Origin of the sequence: Marinobacterium sp. xm-d-564, from assembly GCF_013283345.1 — a bacterium.
In the GTDB taxonomy this organism is placed as follows: Bacteria; Pseudomonadota; Gammaproteobacteria; order Pseudomonadales; family Balneatricaceae; genus Marinobacterium_E.
On record NZ_WBYO01000004.1, the window covers coordinates 115,197 to 129,527 of the forward strand.

Here is a 14,331-nt window from a genome sequence, read left to right on the forward strand (position 1 = left end):
ATTTCGTTACGAACAGTCTACCTTGATAGATCAAAAGATGTCGGTTATTTTCAAAAAAGTGGCCAACGGTCAATTTTTACTATTTACTGTTCAAAATGTGATCCATTTATAAACCCTCTAACGTAGTGAAAGCGATGACTGATAACAGATCCGAGGAAACTGATGTGACTGCAGCAGTGGCAATAGCGGAGCAAAAAAAGAAGAAGGAGCGGGATGCATGGTCAGACCTGCTCGCGTCGCTTTCTGAAACCCGCAGTAAAGTGGATTTCAGCCGCTTATACGAACATTTTGCACCCAGAGTGAAAGCGTACATTATCCGTTTTGGAATGCCGGTAGCGGCAGCCGAAGAGCTGACACAGGAATCGATGCTGGCCGTATGGCGTAAAGCGCACCTGTACACGCGCAGTAAAGCCAGTGCCAGTACCTGGATTTTCACATTGGCAAGAAACCAATGCATCGATCGCCTTCGCAGAGAGAAAGCGGTTGAATACGAGTTACCTGAAGAAGAGATCGATCCCGATCAACGTCATTACGGCGAGCATGCCGTTCTTGAAGAGAGAATGAGTGGAGCCATCGCCAAGTTGCCTGAAGCTCAGGCACAGGTTCTCTACCTCTCATATTATGAGGGTAAGAGTCATTCAGAAATTTCCGAGCAGTTAGGTATACCGCTCGGCAGCGTTAAATCGAGATTGAGATTGGCATTCAGCAAACTCAAAGCTCATTGGGGAGAAGAAGAGTGAAAATAAGTCATCATCTTGACGATGCTACCCTTATGGCACGTGCCGCCGGCGCGCTGTCTGATGGTATGACACTGTTGGTTGATAGTCATCTTCACTGGTGCAAGACCTGTCAAACTAAAGCGTGGGAAGCAGAGTGTATCGGCGGTGAGTTACTTTCTGACATCCAACCGCAAGCGATGAGCGAAGGCTCTTTAGACTCCATTTTGGGTATGCTCGATGGTAGCGAAGAGGTGGTTGCTGAACGAGCTGTCAAAGTCAAAGGCAGTGCAGAAGTTCCAGAACCTCTGGCGCAAATTGTCGGATCTGACCTGGATGCCATTGAGTGGAAGCGTCTTGGCCCGGGTGTGCAACATTACGATTTTAATTTCCCTGGAGAGGGAGCGTGTCGTCTTCTTAGAATTCAGCCTGGCGTCTCTGTGCCGCACCATACCCACAAGGGTAATGAGCTGACGATGATCCTTCGTGGCTCGTACAGTGACGATGTGGGGCGTTTCTGTCAGGGCGATGTCGCAGATCTTGATGAAGAGATCAAACACCAGCCGATCGTTGATACCGGTTCTGAGTGCGTCTGTCTGATCGCAACTGAAGCGCCACTTAAATTTACAGGTATTATGGGTCGTCTGGCTCAGCCATTCATTGGTCTGTAATCACTATTGAAATAAGAAGACCGGTTTTAAAGCCGGTCTTTTTTTTGGGGAAAACATGAATATCGTCTGGTTTCGCAATGACCTTAGAGTAGCCGCAAACCCAGCATTGGAAGCTGCGCAACGTAATGGATTGGCCACGGTGGCCCTTGTCTGTCTGACTCATGAGAGCTGGTCGGAACATAACGAATCGCCTCAACGTATGGGGCTATGGCGAGATCGGTTACTGCAGGTTAAAGGCGAGCTTGAATCTCTCAATGTGCCCTTAAAAGTGATTCAGGCAGGGCACTTTGATCACTGTGCCAGTGCCATTAGAAACCTGGCAACAGAGTTGTCAGCAACTCACTTTTTCTTCAATCACGAGTATCCACTAAATGAGCAGTTGCGCGATGATGCAGTCGTTGCAGCCCTTCAACCTGATGTGAGCTGTCAGGGTTTTCATGGTGAGGTGATCATTCCACCCGGAGAGGTTAAAACTCAAACGGGTACAGACTTTAAAGTCTATACCCCATTCTCTCGTGCATGGCGGGCAGCGTTACCTCGATTTGACTACTCAATTAAAGCGATGAACACCCCTTTCCCAGAGACCGCACTTCACTCTGATGACATCCCAGACGATCTTGGCTGGCGCCCACTGTCCTATGATAAAGAGTTGTGGCCCGTTGAGACCGAAGCGATCCGTGAACGTGTCTACGAGTTTGTCCGTGAACGGGAGTTGGATTACAAAGAGCATCGTGACTTTCCAGCAATCAACGGGACCTCCCAGTTATCGCCTTACTTGACCATTGGTGCTGTGTCACCACTACAGTTGATGCATGTTCAAAGACAGGAGCGTGAGAACGATGGCTGGTTAGAGAGCAGTTGGCTCAATGAGATCATCTGGCGTGAGTTCTATCGTCACCTGACGGTTGCGTTTCCAGAGCTGTCTAAACTTGAGCCGTTTAGACCAGAAACTGAGCAGAAGATTCAGTGGTTGGATCGTGAGCCGCTGTGGCAGGCTTGGTGTCAGGGTGAGACAGGGTTTCCGATTGTCGATGCAGCGATGAAACAGCTGTTAACAACAGGTTGGATGCACAATCGACTGCGTATGGTCGTGGCCAGCTTTTTAACTAAATTAATTGGCATCGATTGGCGCCGCGGTGAGAAGTTCTTTATGGAGCATCTGATTGATGCTGATTTCCCATCCAACAACGGTGGTTGGCAGTGGTCTGCTTCAGTGGGTGCTGATGCCGCTCCCTATTTTCGAATCTTCAACCCGACTGCGCAAAGCGAGAAGTTCGATGCCAAAGGTGAATTTCTTGTGAAGTGGTTGCCAGAGCTGGCCGCGCTACCGCCTAAAGAGCGTCATAAGCCGGGGGCAGGGCAGGCGTTTGGTCGTCCCGCGCCGATCATTGATTACTCTCTTGAGCGAAAACGCGCGTTGGACGCTTATAAAGAGGGCTAGGATCTGGCACACTTCCTTCCAAGTTTTTTGGGAGAGTGTAAATGGATTGGGAAAGGCTGCTAACGCGCAAACGTTATGGTCACGACGAAGTAGAATCGGCGGAGCAGGGTCGAAGCCACTTCCACAAAGATCATGACCGAATCATCTTTAGTAGTGCTTTCCGTCGCTTGGGTCGTAAGACGCAAGTGCACCCTATGTCCCTCAACGATCACATCCATACTCGTCTGACTCACTCCATTGAGGTAGGCAGTCTTGGGCGTAGTCTGGGCATTCGTGCCGGCGAGTTGATTGCTGATCAGCTGCCAAAGGGCATATCGCCTGATGACTTGGGGATGATTGTGCAGTCGGCCTGTCTGGCTCACGATATTGGTAACCCCCCTTTTGGTCATGCTGGCGAGTACGCCATTCGTGATTGGTTCCGTCAGCGTCAAGAGGATCAGCGTTTCTCGCAGCTCTCTGAAGACGAGTTTTTAGATCTAAAAACCTTTGAAGGTAATGCGCAGGGGCTCAGGGTCGTCACCAAGATCGAGAACCATCTCTTTGATGGTGGTCTGCGCTTAACCTACCCAACTCTAGGAACACTATTGAAATACCCTTGGACAGCTCGTCACGGTGGTAAGAAGGGTAAGTTCAGCTGTTATCAAGCGGAACTTCCTTTAGTAGCATCACTGGCCAAAGATCTTGGTCTGCCTCAGCTTGAAGAGGATCGCTGGGCGCGTCACCCTCTGAACTTCCTAATGGAGGCGGCGGATGATATCTGTTACGCCATATTGGATCTTGAAGATGCTATTGAGTTGAACCTGCTTAGTTTCGATGAGGTTAAACCTATCTTGTTAACGCTCTGCGGCGACCTGGAGTTTGATGATGAGATCTTCGCGACCCAGGCCTCTGCACGACGTAAGATTTCGGCACTTCGTGGTCGAGCGATGGAGAACATGGTCGACTCAGCGGTGCAGGTGTTTGCCGATCAGCTGCCAGAGATCTTGTCAGGTCAATATCAGGGTGAGCTTCTCAGTGATGGCGATCCCATGGTTAGAGATGGGTTGGCTGCAGCGAAACGTATCGCCCAAGAGCGGGTCTTTCCAGACAATCGAAAAGCAGAGCTAGAGGTGGGTGCCTATACTATTCTAGGTGTGTTGGTTGAGGCTTTTATCGAGGCGGTCTGGGAGCAGCACCAAAAGCAGGGAGAAGATCTCTGTTATCGCAGTGAAAAGATTATCGGTCTGATGGGGATTCATGCCCCCTCTTCGGGTGAGTCGCTCTATCAAGGCTACATGCGTGCCTTGGACTTTATTAGCGGTATGACCGACTCCTATGCAAGCTACCTTGCTCGACAGATCGGTGGAGGAATAAAGGTTTAATATGGCATCACTTCAAGATCAGCTTAGTCGACTCGTCTACAGCACGGAAAAAGGTAACCTCTGTCCTGATTGTGGCGAAGCGTTAACCGCTTGTATCTGTTCAGAGCAGGCAGAGCAGACGCGCATTGCCGCAATGGATGGGGTAGTTCGCATTCGTCGTGAAACCTCTGGGCGAAAAGGCAAAGCCGTCACTACCATTTCCGGTGTGCCAAGAGTTGAGTCTGAATTAAAGACGCTTCTGAAAAAGTTGAAGCAGGGGTGTGGTTCAGGCGGTGCTGTCAAAGAGGGAATTATTGAGATTCAAGGTGATCACCGCGACAAACTTAAAACCCTCTTAGAGAAAGAGGGTTTTACCGTTAAGTTAGCGGGCGGTTAGAGGCCGATTGCTCGCTCCGAGAGTGCCAGTTCCATTCGGGCGCGCAGCAAAGAGTAAAGCTGTATTGCCGCATCAATCTCCTCTTTGCGGTTCGTAAGACTCTCGATATTTAAGCCCAGCGGTAGATCCAATTCGGCGCAAGATTCCAAAATCATCTGCAAGTTGGTGTAACAGATCTTAATAGACTCTTTAAGTGGCTGATCGGCATCCAAAATTCGGTAGCTGGTCGCCTCTGGTACCGAAATACCCAACCACTTCATAAACTCAAGGGTCTTCTCACTGCCACAAGGTGTGAAAGTCAAAATGATTCGTGCCGGCTCCATATCGAGCTGTTTGCAGCGACGAGCATAGGAGGTCAGCATGTCGATGGTCGCTTGTGCGTTATAAACCGCTTGCGAGATGAAGAAGTGACAGCCCTCTTTCTGCTTGGTCACCATGCGCTCGTGTTCATCGCCTTTTTTCTGATGGCGCTCTGCGATACAGACACCGCCAAGGGCAATTGTTTTATGAGACTCTTCCAGTGATTGGTAGGCATCATTCAAACTGAACTTGTAGTCACCTTCCGAGGAGGGGGCGCCAACCAGGACGATATTGTTCTGGTGGTAGGTCTCAGTCGTCTCTTCTACCCACTCTTCAAACTCTTGTCGACTACCTTGAGCAACACTGTTGTAGGTGATGGTTCCGCAGCCGCTCTTTTCGTGAAGCAATTTAGCGTAGTGGCGCGGGTCACGTGTTTGAGCAAAGGGGAATGGGCGAGGTGTGTCGATGCGAGTGCTCTCGTCCTGAATGTCATAAACGATAATGCCATCGAACGCGATACGGTCGAGTCGTTCCAGCAGCTTGTCAGCAATGCCTGACATCACTTCATCTTCGGTGCCCATTTTGGGTGGGGTAGTACCGATGACATAAACCCCTTGGTCCGTACCGATTAATTTGTCCTGAAGTGAGCAGCTCATCTCTATTCCAATTGCTTCTTTTAAGTGTGGCTTAGTATAAACGTGAGTGGATTTCATGAAAATTGCATATCCCATGAAATTTTTTTCTTAAGATATGCATGACGTTCAATTTAGAGCTTTCGAACGACGTTGACACCGTCGCGCAGAGTCAGAAAGACGTTTTCCACCTCGGGGTCCTCTGCAATCAGTCGGTTTGTTTCAACTAACACATCATCGATATCGGATTCTGGTTGAATGACCTTGCCAGACCAGAGCACGTTATCAAGTACGATTAAGCCACCTGGGCGAGTCAGCTCTTTAACCTTTAAGTAGTAGTTTAGGTAGTTGCGTTTGTCGGCATCGATAAAGGTGAAATCCAATGGGCCATCAAGTTGATCTGCAAGAGTTTCAAGGGTGTCGATGGCAGGACCAAAGATCACGTCAATCTTTTTGCCGTGTTCGCTTCGCTCATAAAAGGTTTTTGCGAAGTCGATCGCGCGTGGGTTGGTTTCACAGCAGATAAGCTTGCCATTATCCGGCATGCCTTCCGCAATGGATAGCGCTGAATAGCCTGTGAACATACCAATTTCAAGGGCGCGTTTCGGCTGAGCAATCGCAGAGAGCATCTTAAGTGTTCGGCCGACCAGGCGGCCAGATAGCTTTTGTGGCCATCCCATATTTTGGTTGGTTTGGTCGATCAACTCCTGCAGGAGTTCGGGCTCTGCTGAAGTAGAGATAAAGGCATAGTCTTCGACCTGTTCGTCGACGAGAAAGTCAGGCATGGGATACTCAGTTATTGATTAAGGGTGGAGATGATGGCGCTGCCCCACATGGTGACGCTCTTTCCATCTTCGGTCCAAAGGTATTGGCAAAGTTTAATATCAGACTCAATGCAGCTTTGCTGGCTGATTGCGACACCGGTAGGTAGGGTTTGGCAGCCCTGTTCTGGCTCCTTGCCCACTCCATACAGACGTGCGCTCAACAGCGAGCGATAGAGAGACTCGGTTTCGCACACCCAGTGCTTTCCTTCATCGCTAAGAGCGTTGGCGGTTGGAGTGAGTGCAAGTGCAGCGAGCGATCCTAAAATTATTTGTCTAACTTTCATTTTAATCTCTGTGCAGGTCCGTACAATATCGCTAAAAGGAGATTATAACTATGAACGAATCGCTATACATCTTTCTGTTAACCGGCGTCTTCTCAATGTCGGCTGCGCTGAGTGTAGGTGCCATCAACAAAATGCCAGAATCTGATCGTCCTGCATGGTTTGCGGTGAAGCAGAATATGGTCATGATGGTGGTGCTCGGTAATCTTGCTGCGCTAACGCTGGTGGGTTCTCTGGCCTATGGATTTCAGACCTTGCACTGGTCGATTCCATTGAGCTCAATGTTCATCACCTTCCCGATCGTGCATCAGTTATTGGTGGTCAAATTGATCGGTGCTACCAAGGCACTATTCTTAACAGTTCCTGCTACCTTGGCCTCTATTGCGGTGCTCTATATCTACTGGCCCTAATCGTTAATTTGTCCTACCTAAAAACGCAGCCTCGGCTGCGTTTTTTGTTTTTAGTTCTTAAGACGCAAAAATGTTGCGATGTTATGTGTAAATCTAATGTAAACCTAAGAGAGTGTTTTTTGCCGGTTATCAATAGTATATTTTGATTTTGTGCTTACAATCTAATTTTAATGCAAATATTTTGCATAAATTAAAAATTATTGGCGTTTTATTTGTGTGTTAGTATTGTTGTTTAATATCTATAATTTGCATTAGTTTCGTTAATTTTTTGTAAATATAATTAAGTTACTGTCTATTTATCAATAATGACGCAAAATTTGTGCGTAAATTAGAAAATATTGTTATTTATATGATTTATATGGGTTGCATTGGTAGTTTTTGCAAAAATTTCTCATTAAATTAAAGATAAACGCAAATATTTTGCGTTAAGTGTTGGAATGCTTGGTTGGGTTGTGTATATTTTGAGCAATGGACGATTTAATCGTCATCACTGGCTTTAGGATTTGTAATCTGTGGATGCAAAAGATTGGGAGATAATTCGTGCGCTCCAGCAAGATGGACGTCGCACCACGAATGAGATCGCGGATAGCGTTCGTCTCTCAGGCTCGGCCGTGTCTCGCCGTATCGCACGTCTAGAAAAAGACGGCATCATTTCTGGTTACACCGCACTCGTAGATCCCGATAAGGTTGGTTATACCGCCACCGTCATGGTTGAAATTACGCTCGATAGCCAGTCTGATGCGGCTCAATCAGAGTTTGAGCGTGCGGTTGCTAAGGTCCCGAGTGTCAGATCCTGTTACCTAATGAGCGGCGATGCGGATTATCTATTAAAGGTAGCAGCAAGAGATTTGCGTGACTTTGAACGGTTGCGCCGAAAGGTTTTGAGTGATTTACCGCATGTTTCACGTATGCAGACGTCGTTTGCTTTACGCGAAATCGTCAATCACTTGGAGTACGCGCCGGAGAGCGCATAACAATGGTTAAACGTAATGAAAATTGGGTGTGAATCGTGGATTCAAAAATGATTGTAGCTCTTGATATCGGTACCTCTAAGGTCGTCTGTATGGTGGCCGAGATCGGTACGGACGGTGATATTGAGGTCGTGGGCGTCGGCTCTCACCCATCACGCGGTTTAAAACGCGGTGTGGTCGTTAACATCGAATCTACTGTGCAGTCGATCCAGCGAGCGGTTGAAGCGGCTGAGTTGATGGCGGGAGTCAAAATTCACTCAGTCAGTGTGGGCGTATCTGGTAGCCATATTGCGAGTCAAAACTCACACGGTATTGTTGCTCTGCAGAGTAAAGAGGTGACTCAATCAGACGTAGAGCGTGTCATTGAGGCTGCTCAAGCGGTCGCGATTCCGGCGGATCAGCGCATTCTGCACATCCTTCCGCAAGAGTATTTGATTGATAACCAAGAGGGCATCAAAGAGCCGCTTGGCATGTCCGGTGTGCGTTTGGAAGCTAAGGTTCATCTGATTACCGGTGCGACTAACGCCATTCAGAATATTGAGAAGTGTGTTCGCCGCTGTGGTCTTGAGATCGATGCCGTAGTTCTTGAGCAGTTGGCATCGGGTTACGCGGTGTTGACTGATGATGAGAAGGATCTGGGTGTCTGCATGGTTGATATCGGCGGTGGTACCACCGATATCGCGATCTTTACTCAAGGTTCAATTCGTCACACAGCTGTGATTCCTGTTGCGGGCGATCAAGTCAGCAATGATATTGCCATGGCATTGCGCACCCCAATGCAGCATGCCGATCAGATCAAAATGAAGTACGCCTGTGCATTGGCGCAGTTAGCGCGTGCTGATGAGACGATCAAAGTTCCAAGCGTCGGTGATCGTCCTGCGCGAGATCTATCACGCCAAGCTCTGGCTGAAGTGGTGGAGCCGCGTTATGAAGAGCTGTTTACCCTAGTTCAGCAAGAGCTTCGCCGCAGTGGGTTTGAAGATCTAGCGGCAGCCGGCATCGTCCTGACCGGCGGTACTTCGAAGATGGAAGGCGCGGTTGAGCTCGCTGAAGAGATATTCCACATGCCTGTTCGTTTGGCTAAGCCAACGGGTGTAGGCGGTGTTGATGATCTGTTGAGTAACCCTATCTACGCAACGGCGATTGGTCTGTTGCTCTACTCGGCGGATAACGACCTTGATCAGCATGTGGATGCCGAAACAATGACCGATTTTGGTTTGATGCCGGACGATATTGCTGAGCATCAGCCTGAGAAAAAACGAGTTAAAAAAGAGCCATCAGAAGGGTGGGTCTCTAAAACAAAATCTTGGTTAAAAGGTAACTTTTAATCAGAGCTTAGTTGGCAGTAACCGGCAAAGATCGGGCCTGCCTTACATAAAACCTGGAGGAAGATATGTTTGAGTTAGTAGAAGATACAAACGAGAACGCAGTAATCAAAGTTGTCGGTGTCGGTGGTGGAGGCGGTAACGCAGTCAACCACATGGTCGCGTCGGATGTAGAGGGTGTAGATTTTATCTGTGCCAATACCGATGCTCAGGCACTTGGAAAAATGGCCGCTAGTACAGCCCTTCATATCGGTGGTGATATGACGAAAGGCTTGGGTGCGGGCGCTAACCCGGATGTTGGTCGTCAGGCAGCGGTCTCTGACCGTGAACAGATTGCCGACTCTCTGCGTGGTGCCGACATGGTCTTCATCACTGCTGGCATGGGTGGTGGTACCGGTACGGGTGCTGCACCGATCGTTGCCGAAGTGGCTAAAGAGATGGGAATTCTGACGGTGGCGGTCGTCACTAAACCCTTCCCATTTGAAGGCAAAAAACGCATGAAGATTGCGGAAGAGGGTATTCGTGAGCTGCAGGAGCAGGTCGACTCTCTGATTATTATCCCTAACGAGAAACTGCTTCCTGTGCTAGGTAAAAACACCAGCTTGATCAAAGCCTTTGGTGAAGCCAACGATGTACTTAAGGGCGCCGTTCAAGGCATTGCTGACCTCATTATCCGTCCGGGCATGATCAACGTCGACTTTGCAGACGTTCGCACGGTGATGTCTGAAATGGGCATGGCCATGATGGGTACCGGTCATTCGCGTGGTGATGAGCGTGCAGCAGAAGCGACGGAAGCGGCGATTAAGAGTCCACTGCTTGAAGATGTTGATCTGAAAGGCGCAAGTGGCATTTTGGTGAACATCACAGCGGGTATGGACCTTAGCCTGGGTGAGTTCGCTGAAGTGGGTGAAATTGTTGAAGAGTACGCGTCAGACAATGCGACCATTGTGGTCGGTACCGTTATCGATCCAGATATGAGTGAAGAGCTCAAAGTCACGGTAGTAGCGACTGGTTTAGCTCAGGCTCAACAGGCGGGTGCCCGTGTTGTAAACAGTGATGTGACAACCGGTGGTCCAACTCAAGTAGAGGTGAAAACGGCGCCACCTACGGCCTCTGATTTCAGCCAGCTTGAGTTGCCAACAGTAATCCGTAATCGTCAGGCTCAACAAGCCGAGCAGGCGGTTGAGATGGAAGAGCCAGTACAACAGAAAACCGGTACTGATGATATGGAGTTCTTGGATATCCCAGCCTTCCTGCGTCGTCAGGCCGATTAATTAAGTTTTAAACCGTCCAGGTTTCCCGCTCCCCATTATTGGGTGAGCGGGTCTTTTACTGCGACGAGCAGAAACTCGTGATTCCCATCACCCCCTTTAATAGGGCTGTCGATGTAGGTCACTACTCTCATCTCTAACTCGGACATCAGCGTTTTAAAACGCTCCTCCAGCTCTTTATAGAGATCCGTCGATTTGACGATTCCCCCCTTGCCTATGTGCTCCTTTCCTAACTCAAACTGAGGTTTCACCAGTGTGACTAGGTAGCTCCCTCTGTCCAGTAGTTGGCAAAGTCCCGGCAAAATAAGGGTTTGCGAAATGAATGAGACATCCATAACGGCTAGATCAAACTGTCCAGTGGGGCTGTGTGCTTTTAGCTCAGGCTTGAGTTCACGCGCGTTATAGCCTTCAAGGCAGGTCACCTTTGGGTTGGATCTCAGCTTCTGTGCCAGCTGGTCATGTCCCACTTCAATACCTAGTACAGAGGCGGCACCCTGTTGAACGAGGTAATCGGTAAAGCCACCGGTTGATTGTCCAACATCGATGGCATGAACATCGTTAAGATCAATTTGGCAGATCTCAACGGCGCCTTTCAGTTTCAGTGCACCACGCGAAACGTACTGGTCGACTTCAGACAGAGTCACCTGAAACTCAGTCGACTCGGGAAGCTTGATGCCGGGTTTGCTTAAGATGCGCCAGGCTTTATCAAGGTAGCTAACGCGCCCCTCTTTAATGGTACGTTGTGCTTGCGTGCGACTATCACACAGACCTTTATCCAGCAGTAGTTGATCAGCGCGTTTCATCTTGGCTCCCAAATTAGTTGGCTAATAGTAAACAAAGTTCTACTACTTGTCAGAACCAGGATCTCTGCGATAATGGCCTGAGTTTAATATTCTTGATCAGGAGCGCTTCATGTCTAATCGCAGCACCATCTCTACACCCAATGCACCGGCTGCCATTGGTACCTATTCACAAGCTGTCAAAGTGGGTAACACGGTCTACATCTCAGGTCAGATTCCTTTGATTCCAGAATCGATGGAGCTGGTGACTGAAAGCTTCGAAGCGCAGGCCGTTCAGGTGTTTGAAAATTTAAAAGCGATTGCTGAAGCGGCAGGTGGCTCGCTCAACGAAGCAGTGAAATTGACTATTCTTTTGAGTGATATGTCGCACTTTGCCAAGGTCAATGAGGTGATGGCGCGTTACTTCGACGAGCCCTATCCAGCGCGTGCTGCGTTTGCTGTGAAAGAGTTGCCTAAGTCAGTCGATATCGAGATCGATGCCATCATGGTGACAGCCGACTAATCATGCCTCGTCCTCTTGTTGCTGAGATCGATTTAGCTGCCCTCAAACATAATTTGGCACTGGCCAAGCAGCAAAATCTGCAGGCCAAAACTCTGGCCGTGGTTAAAGCGAATGCTTATGGTCATGGCGCTGTTAAGGTGGCGCTAGCCTTAGAGTCTGATGCCGATGCCTTTGGTGTTGCCTCTATCGAGGAAGCGCTAGAGCTGCGTGAGGGTGGCCTTAAAGCGCCTGTTCTGCTGCTTGAAGGTTGCTTTTCAGAGGAGGAGTTAGCCTCTTGTGAGCGTCAAAACTTTTGGGTGGTCTGTCACAGTGACTATCAAATTGAGTGGCTAATTCGCTATCTGTCGACGACCGATTGGCGACCACAGATCTGGTTAAAAGTGGACTCTGGTATGCATCGCCTCGGTTTTGATGCAGATGCCGTAGCGGGTGTAATGGAGCAGTTCTCCTCTATAGAGGGACTGCCTACACCGGTTATGATGAGTCACTTTGCCTGCGCCGATCAGCCTGCCCATCCTCGTAATGAGGTTGCACAGTCGCGGTTTAATCCAGTCAAAACTAACCTCAGTAGTTTTGCTAACTCTGCCGGAATTTTTACCCAAGCAACGCCTGCTGATAGTTGGCAGAGGCTAGGCATTGGGCTTTATGGTGGAACGCCGAGTGAGCTGGGTTTGCAAGGTTTGCAGCCTGCTATGACGCTGAAAACAGCCATTATTGCGTTGCGCGATATTTCACCGGGTGAGTCGGTGGGTTACGGTGCAACCTATACCGCGGAATCACCTCGTAAAATTGCGACGATCGCCATTGGGTATGCCGATGGCTATCCGCGCCAAGCGAAGCAAGGTACACCTGTGTTGGTTAATGGTGTTGAAGCACCGATCGTCGGTCGTGTCTCAATGGATATGATTACCGTTGATGTGACCGATTTGCCGTCAGTGTCGGTAGGTGATGAGGTGATCATGTTCAATGAACAGTTACTTGCGGATAGGGTCGCTAAATGCTGCGATACCATCGACTACACGCTGTTTGCGGGGCTAACAGCGCGTGTTCCTAGGCGGTATTCTGAGTGAGTCTCTGGAAAACGCTGTCAGAGCGGGTGACAGGCTGAAGGCCAGTCACCATGACTCCGTAATACGTTACGTGCACCGGTGACTGGCTTTAGCCTGTCATCCGCCTTCTATTTACGCTCCAACCTACCACATCAAATCATCAGGAATCGCGTAATCCGCATAAGGATCATCCTCATCACTCACCTGTTGATCGCTAGACAGAGGAATGATTCGTTCAGGACGACGCTGTTCTATTCGTTCTGCCACAACGGCCGGTACTAAAGCATAACCTTCACCGAGTTTAGCGACCCGTATCTGGGCGCGAGTAAGCGGCTGAAACATCGATTCATCGATGTAGATGTGCTTGATGGTCTTGCCATCAGCGAACTGGTAACGAGTCTCTGCGCGCTCTGATATTGTAATTTGATGATGTTCAATCAGCTGCTTCACTTGAGCATCGATCGCTCTCTCGGCCTGTTCGGCATCACGTGCCTCATTCAAGGCGCGATCTTGTGCCGCTTTCTGCTCGCGTTTGGCTTGGATATCCGCTTGCTGTTTGGCTTTTTCTGCAGCGACCTCATCAGGAGACTGCTTTTTCTTTTTGCGCTTCTCAATCGTCGCCTTTTTTGCCTGTTGTTTGTTAGCAAGGCCCGCTTTTAACAATTGGTCCTGAAGTGATCCCGCCATGACACCTGTTTCCATAAGTTCTAGAATGCGCGGAGTTTAACATAGCTTTTTCATTGAGGTATTTGTGAATTTAGTTGAGTGGTTAACCCTATTAGCGGTCTGTACTTTGGGGGCAGTTTCACCCGGTCCCAGCCTTTTGGTTGTTGTAAACCAGGCGTTAAATGGATCCCGTGTTCATGGTCTATTAACTGCAATCTCGCACGGTTTAATGGTCGGTGGTTGGGCTCTATTGACGGTCGTAGGGTTAAGTCAGCTGCTGGCTCGTTTGCCTTGGATAGAGGTGGGTTTAACCGTCATCGCCGCCCTTTATCTACTGAACATGGCACGCGGCGCTTGGCAGGGTGGATCGATGAAGATTGCGCCTGAAGAGCGCGCGCGAACCAGTTATTGGCAGGCGATTCGTGATGGGGCCGTTATTGCGACCTTCAATCCTAAGTTGATGCTCTTTTTTATTGCGATTTTTGCCCCTTTTGTCGGCTCTGAATCAACCTTTGAAACGCAGACGCTGCTGGTCGTAACGCCCTGGGTTACTGATACCCTCTGGTACATCATCGTTTCGCTACTGCTAAGTACACGCAAAAGCTTGGCGCTACTGGAAAAGCACGAGCAGCGAATCAATCGAGGCATGGCGGTGGCATTGACGCTTCTGGCGGGTGTGATGCTGTCAGGTCTGCTTTAACTTCATTTGCAATAGCCTAGCGGGGTGCTTATACT

17 protein-coding genes are annotated in these 14,331 nt (G+C 49.2%); 12 read left to right on the forward strand and 5 right to left on the reverse strand.

Features of this window, described 5'->3' with window-relative positions; all coding sequences use genetic code 11:
• The first annotated feature begins 134 nt into the window (after nucleotides 1–134).
• Genes XMD564_RS06170 through XMD564_RS06190 form a run of 5 tightly spaced genes read left to right on the forward strand, consistent with a single transcriptional unit; the run spans nucleotide 135 to nucleotide 4,565 of the window.
• Nucleotides 135–740 (forward strand): sigma-70 family RNA polymerase sigma factor, encoded by a 606-nt coding sequence (locus XMD564_RS06170; protein WP_173481378.1) that lies wholly within the window; start codon nucleotides 135–137, stop codon nucleotides 738–740.
• A complete protein-coding gene (locus tag XMD564_RS06175) occupies nucleotides 737–1,387 on the forward strand; it encodes a ChrR family anti-sigma-E factor (RefSeq protein WP_173507995.1) in 651 nt (216 codons plus the stop codon). Before XMD564_RS06170 ends, XMD564_RS06175 begins: the two co-directional genes overlap by 4 nt.
• Before the next feature lie 55 nt (nucleotides 1,388–1,442).
• On the forward strand, nucleotides 1,443–2,828 hold the full coding sequence (locus XMD564_RS06180; protein ID WP_173488729.1) for a deoxyribodipyrimidine photo-lyase: 1,386 nt from the start codon (nucleotides 1,443–1,445) through the stop codon (nucleotides 2,826–2,828).
• 41 nt (nucleotides 2,829–2,869) lie between these two features.
• Nucleotides 2,870–4,189, forward strand: a complete 1,320-nt coding sequence (locus XMD564_RS06185; protein WP_173481375.1) for a deoxyguanosinetriphosphate triphosphohydrolase — start codon at nucleotides 2,870–2,872, stop codon at nucleotides 4,187–4,189.
• A 1-nt stretch (nucleotide 4,190) separates the two neighbouring features.
• On the forward strand, nucleotides 4,191–4,565 hold the full coding sequence (locus tag XMD564_RS06190) for a translation initiation factor Sui1 (RefSeq protein ID WP_173481374.1): 375 nt from the start codon (nucleotides 4,191–4,193) through the stop codon (nucleotides 4,563–4,565).
• Here the strand turns inward: XMD564_RS06190 and XMD564_RS06195 are convergent.
• The 3 genes from XMD564_RS06195 to XMD564_RS06205 all read right to left on the reverse strand — a co-directional run bounded on the left by XMD564_RS06195 (nucleotide 4,562) and on the right by XMD564_RS06205 (nucleotide 6,605).
• A complete protein-coding gene (locus tag XMD564_RS06195; RefSeq protein WP_173481373.1) occupies nucleotides 4,562–5,521 on the reverse strand; it encodes a hypothetical protein in 960 nt (319 codons plus the stop codon). The two genes, XMD564_RS06190 and XMD564_RS06195, sit on opposite strands and share 4 nt — an antisense overlap.
• Before the next feature lie 110 nt (nucleotides 5,522–5,631).
• Entirely contained in the window at nucleotides 5,632–6,282 is a 651-nt protein-coding gene (locus tag XMD564_RS06200; protein WP_173481372.1) for an O-methyltransferase, read from the reverse strand.
• 11 nt (nucleotides 6,283–6,293) lie between these two features.
• Nucleotides 6,294–6,605, reverse strand: coding sequence for a hypothetical protein (locus XMD564_RS06205; RefSeq protein ID WP_173484612.1), 312 nt, complete (start codon nucleotides 6,603–6,605; stop codon nucleotides 6,294–6,296).
• 50 nt (nucleotides 6,606–6,655) lie between these two features.
• Between XMD564_RS06205 and XMD564_RS06210 the strand changes: the two genes are divergently transcribed.
• The 4 genes from XMD564_RS06210 (at nucleotide 6,656) to ftsZ (ending at nucleotide 10,582) form a co-directional block, all read left to right on the forward strand.
• Nucleotides 6,656–7,012, forward strand: a complete 357-nt coding sequence (locus XMD564_RS06210; RefSeq protein WP_173481370.1) for a hypothetical protein — start codon at nucleotides 6,656–6,658, stop codon at nucleotides 7,010–7,012.
• 512 nt (nucleotides 7,013–7,524) lie between these two features.
• On the forward strand, nucleotides 7,525–7,986 hold the full coding sequence (locus XMD564_RS11565; RefSeq protein WP_173481369.1) for an Lrp/AsnC family transcriptional regulator: 462 nt from the start codon (nucleotides 7,525–7,527) through the stop codon (nucleotides 7,984–7,986).
• A 47-nt stretch (nucleotides 7,987–8,033) separates the two neighbouring features.
• Nucleotides 8,034–9,311, forward strand: a complete 1,278-nt coding sequence (gene ftsA / locus XMD564_RS06220) for a cell division protein FtsA (protein ID WP_173481368.1) — start codon at nucleotides 8,034–8,036, stop codon at nucleotides 9,309–9,311.
• Between the two features lie 65 nt (nucleotides 9,312–9,376).
• The gene (gene ftsZ, locus XMD564_RS06225; RefSeq protein WP_173481367.1) at nucleotides 9,377–10,582 is read left to right on the forward strand and encodes a cell division protein FtsZ; all 1,206 of its coding nucleotides are present in this window, start codon (nucleotides 9,377–9,379) and stop codon (nucleotides 10,580–10,582) included.
• A gap of 35 nt (nucleotides 10,583–10,617) precedes the next feature.
• Here the strand turns inward: ftsZ and XMD564_RS06230 are convergent, their stop codons facing one another.
• Nucleotides 10,618–11,382 (reverse strand): TlyA family RNA methyltransferase, encoded by a 765-nt coding sequence (locus XMD564_RS06230; protein WP_173484613.1) that lies wholly within the window; start codon nucleotides 11,380–11,382, stop codon nucleotides 10,618–10,620.
• Between the two features lie 109 nt (nucleotides 11,383–11,491).
• Between XMD564_RS06230 and XMD564_RS06235 the strand changes: the two genes are divergently transcribed.
• On the forward strand, nucleotides 11,492–11,881 hold the full coding sequence (locus XMD564_RS06235; protein WP_173481365.1) for a RidA family protein: 390 nt from the start codon (nucleotides 11,492–11,494) through the stop codon (nucleotides 11,879–11,881).
• A gap of 2 nt (nucleotides 11,882–11,883) precedes the next feature.
• A complete protein-coding gene (gene alr / locus XMD564_RS06240) occupies nucleotides 11,884–12,951 on the forward strand; it encodes an alanine racemase (protein ID WP_173507996.1) in 1,068 nt (355 codons plus the stop codon).
• Nucleotides 12,952–13,074: 123 nt separating this feature from the next.
• On the opposite strand, the gene XMD564_RS06245 is transcribed toward alr, so the two are convergent.
• Nucleotides 13,075–13,617, reverse strand: a complete 543-nt coding sequence (locus XMD564_RS06245; protein ID WP_173481363.1) for a DUF2058 domain-containing protein — start codon at nucleotides 13,615–13,617, stop codon at nucleotides 13,075–13,077.
• Between the two features lie 64 nt (nucleotides 13,618–13,681).
• Here XMD564_RS06245 and XMD564_RS06250 point away from each other — a divergent pair, with 64 nt between their 5' ends.
• Complete coding sequence (locus tag XMD564_RS06250; protein ID WP_173481362.1) at nucleotides 13,682–14,296, forward strand: LysE family translocator; 615 nt, start codon at nucleotides 13,682–13,684, stop codon at nucleotides 14,294–14,296.
• Nucleotides 14,297–14,331 lie beyond the last annotated feature (35 nt).

Coding starts and splice junctions, on each gene's coding strand:
- XMD564_RS06170 (WP_173481378.1), top strand. CDS start 135: ATGACTGATAACAGATCCGAGGAAACTGATGTGACTGCAGCAGTGGCA.
- XMD564_RS06180 (WP_173488729.1), top strand. CDS start 1,443: ATGAATATCGTCTGGTTTCGCAATGACCTTAGAGTAGCCGCAAACCCA.
- XMD564_RS06185 (WP_173481375.1), top strand. CDS start 2,870: ATGGATTGGGAAAGGCTGCTAACGCGCAAACGTTATGGTCACGACGAA.
- XMD564_RS06190 (WP_173481374.1), top strand. CDS start 4,191: ATGGCATCACTTCAAGATCAGCTTAGTCGACTCGTCTACAGCACGGAA.
- XMD564_RS06195 (WP_173481373.1), bottom strand. CDS start 5,521: ATGAGCTGCTCACTTCAGGACAAATTAATCGGTACGGACCAAGGGGTT.
- XMD564_RS06200 (WP_173481372.1), bottom strand. CDS start 6,282: ATGCCTGACTTTCTCGTCGACGAACAGGTCGAAGACTATGCCTTTATC.
- XMD564_RS06205 (WP_173484612.1), bottom strand. CDS start 6,605: ATGAAAGTTAGACAAATAATTTTAGGATCGCTCGCTGCACTTGCACTC.
- XMD564_RS06210 (WP_173481370.1), top strand. CDS start 6,656: ATGAACGAATCGCTATACATCTTTCTGTTAACCGGCGTCTTCTCAATG.
- ftsA (WP_173481368.1), top strand. CDS start 8,034: ATGATTGTAGCTCTTGATATCGGTACCTCTAAGGTCGTCTGTATGGTG.
- ftsZ (WP_173481367.1), top strand. CDS start 9,377: ATGTTTGAGTTAGTAGAAGATACAAACGAGAACGCAGTAATCAAAGTT.
- XMD564_RS06230 (WP_173484613.1), bottom strand. CDS start 11,382: ATGAAACGCGCTGATCAACTACTGCTGGATAAAGGTCTGTGTGATAGT.
- XMD564_RS06235 (WP_173481365.1), top strand. CDS start 11,492: ATGTCTAATCGCAGCACCATCTCTACACCCAATGCACCGGCTGCCATT.
- alr (WP_173507996.1), top strand. CDS start 11,884: ATGCCTCGTCCTCTTGTTGCTGAGATCGATTTAGCTGCCCTCAAACAT.
- XMD564_RS06245 (WP_173481363.1), bottom strand. CDS start 13,617: ATGGCGGGATCACTTCAGGACCAATTGTTAAAAGCGGGCCTTGCTAAC.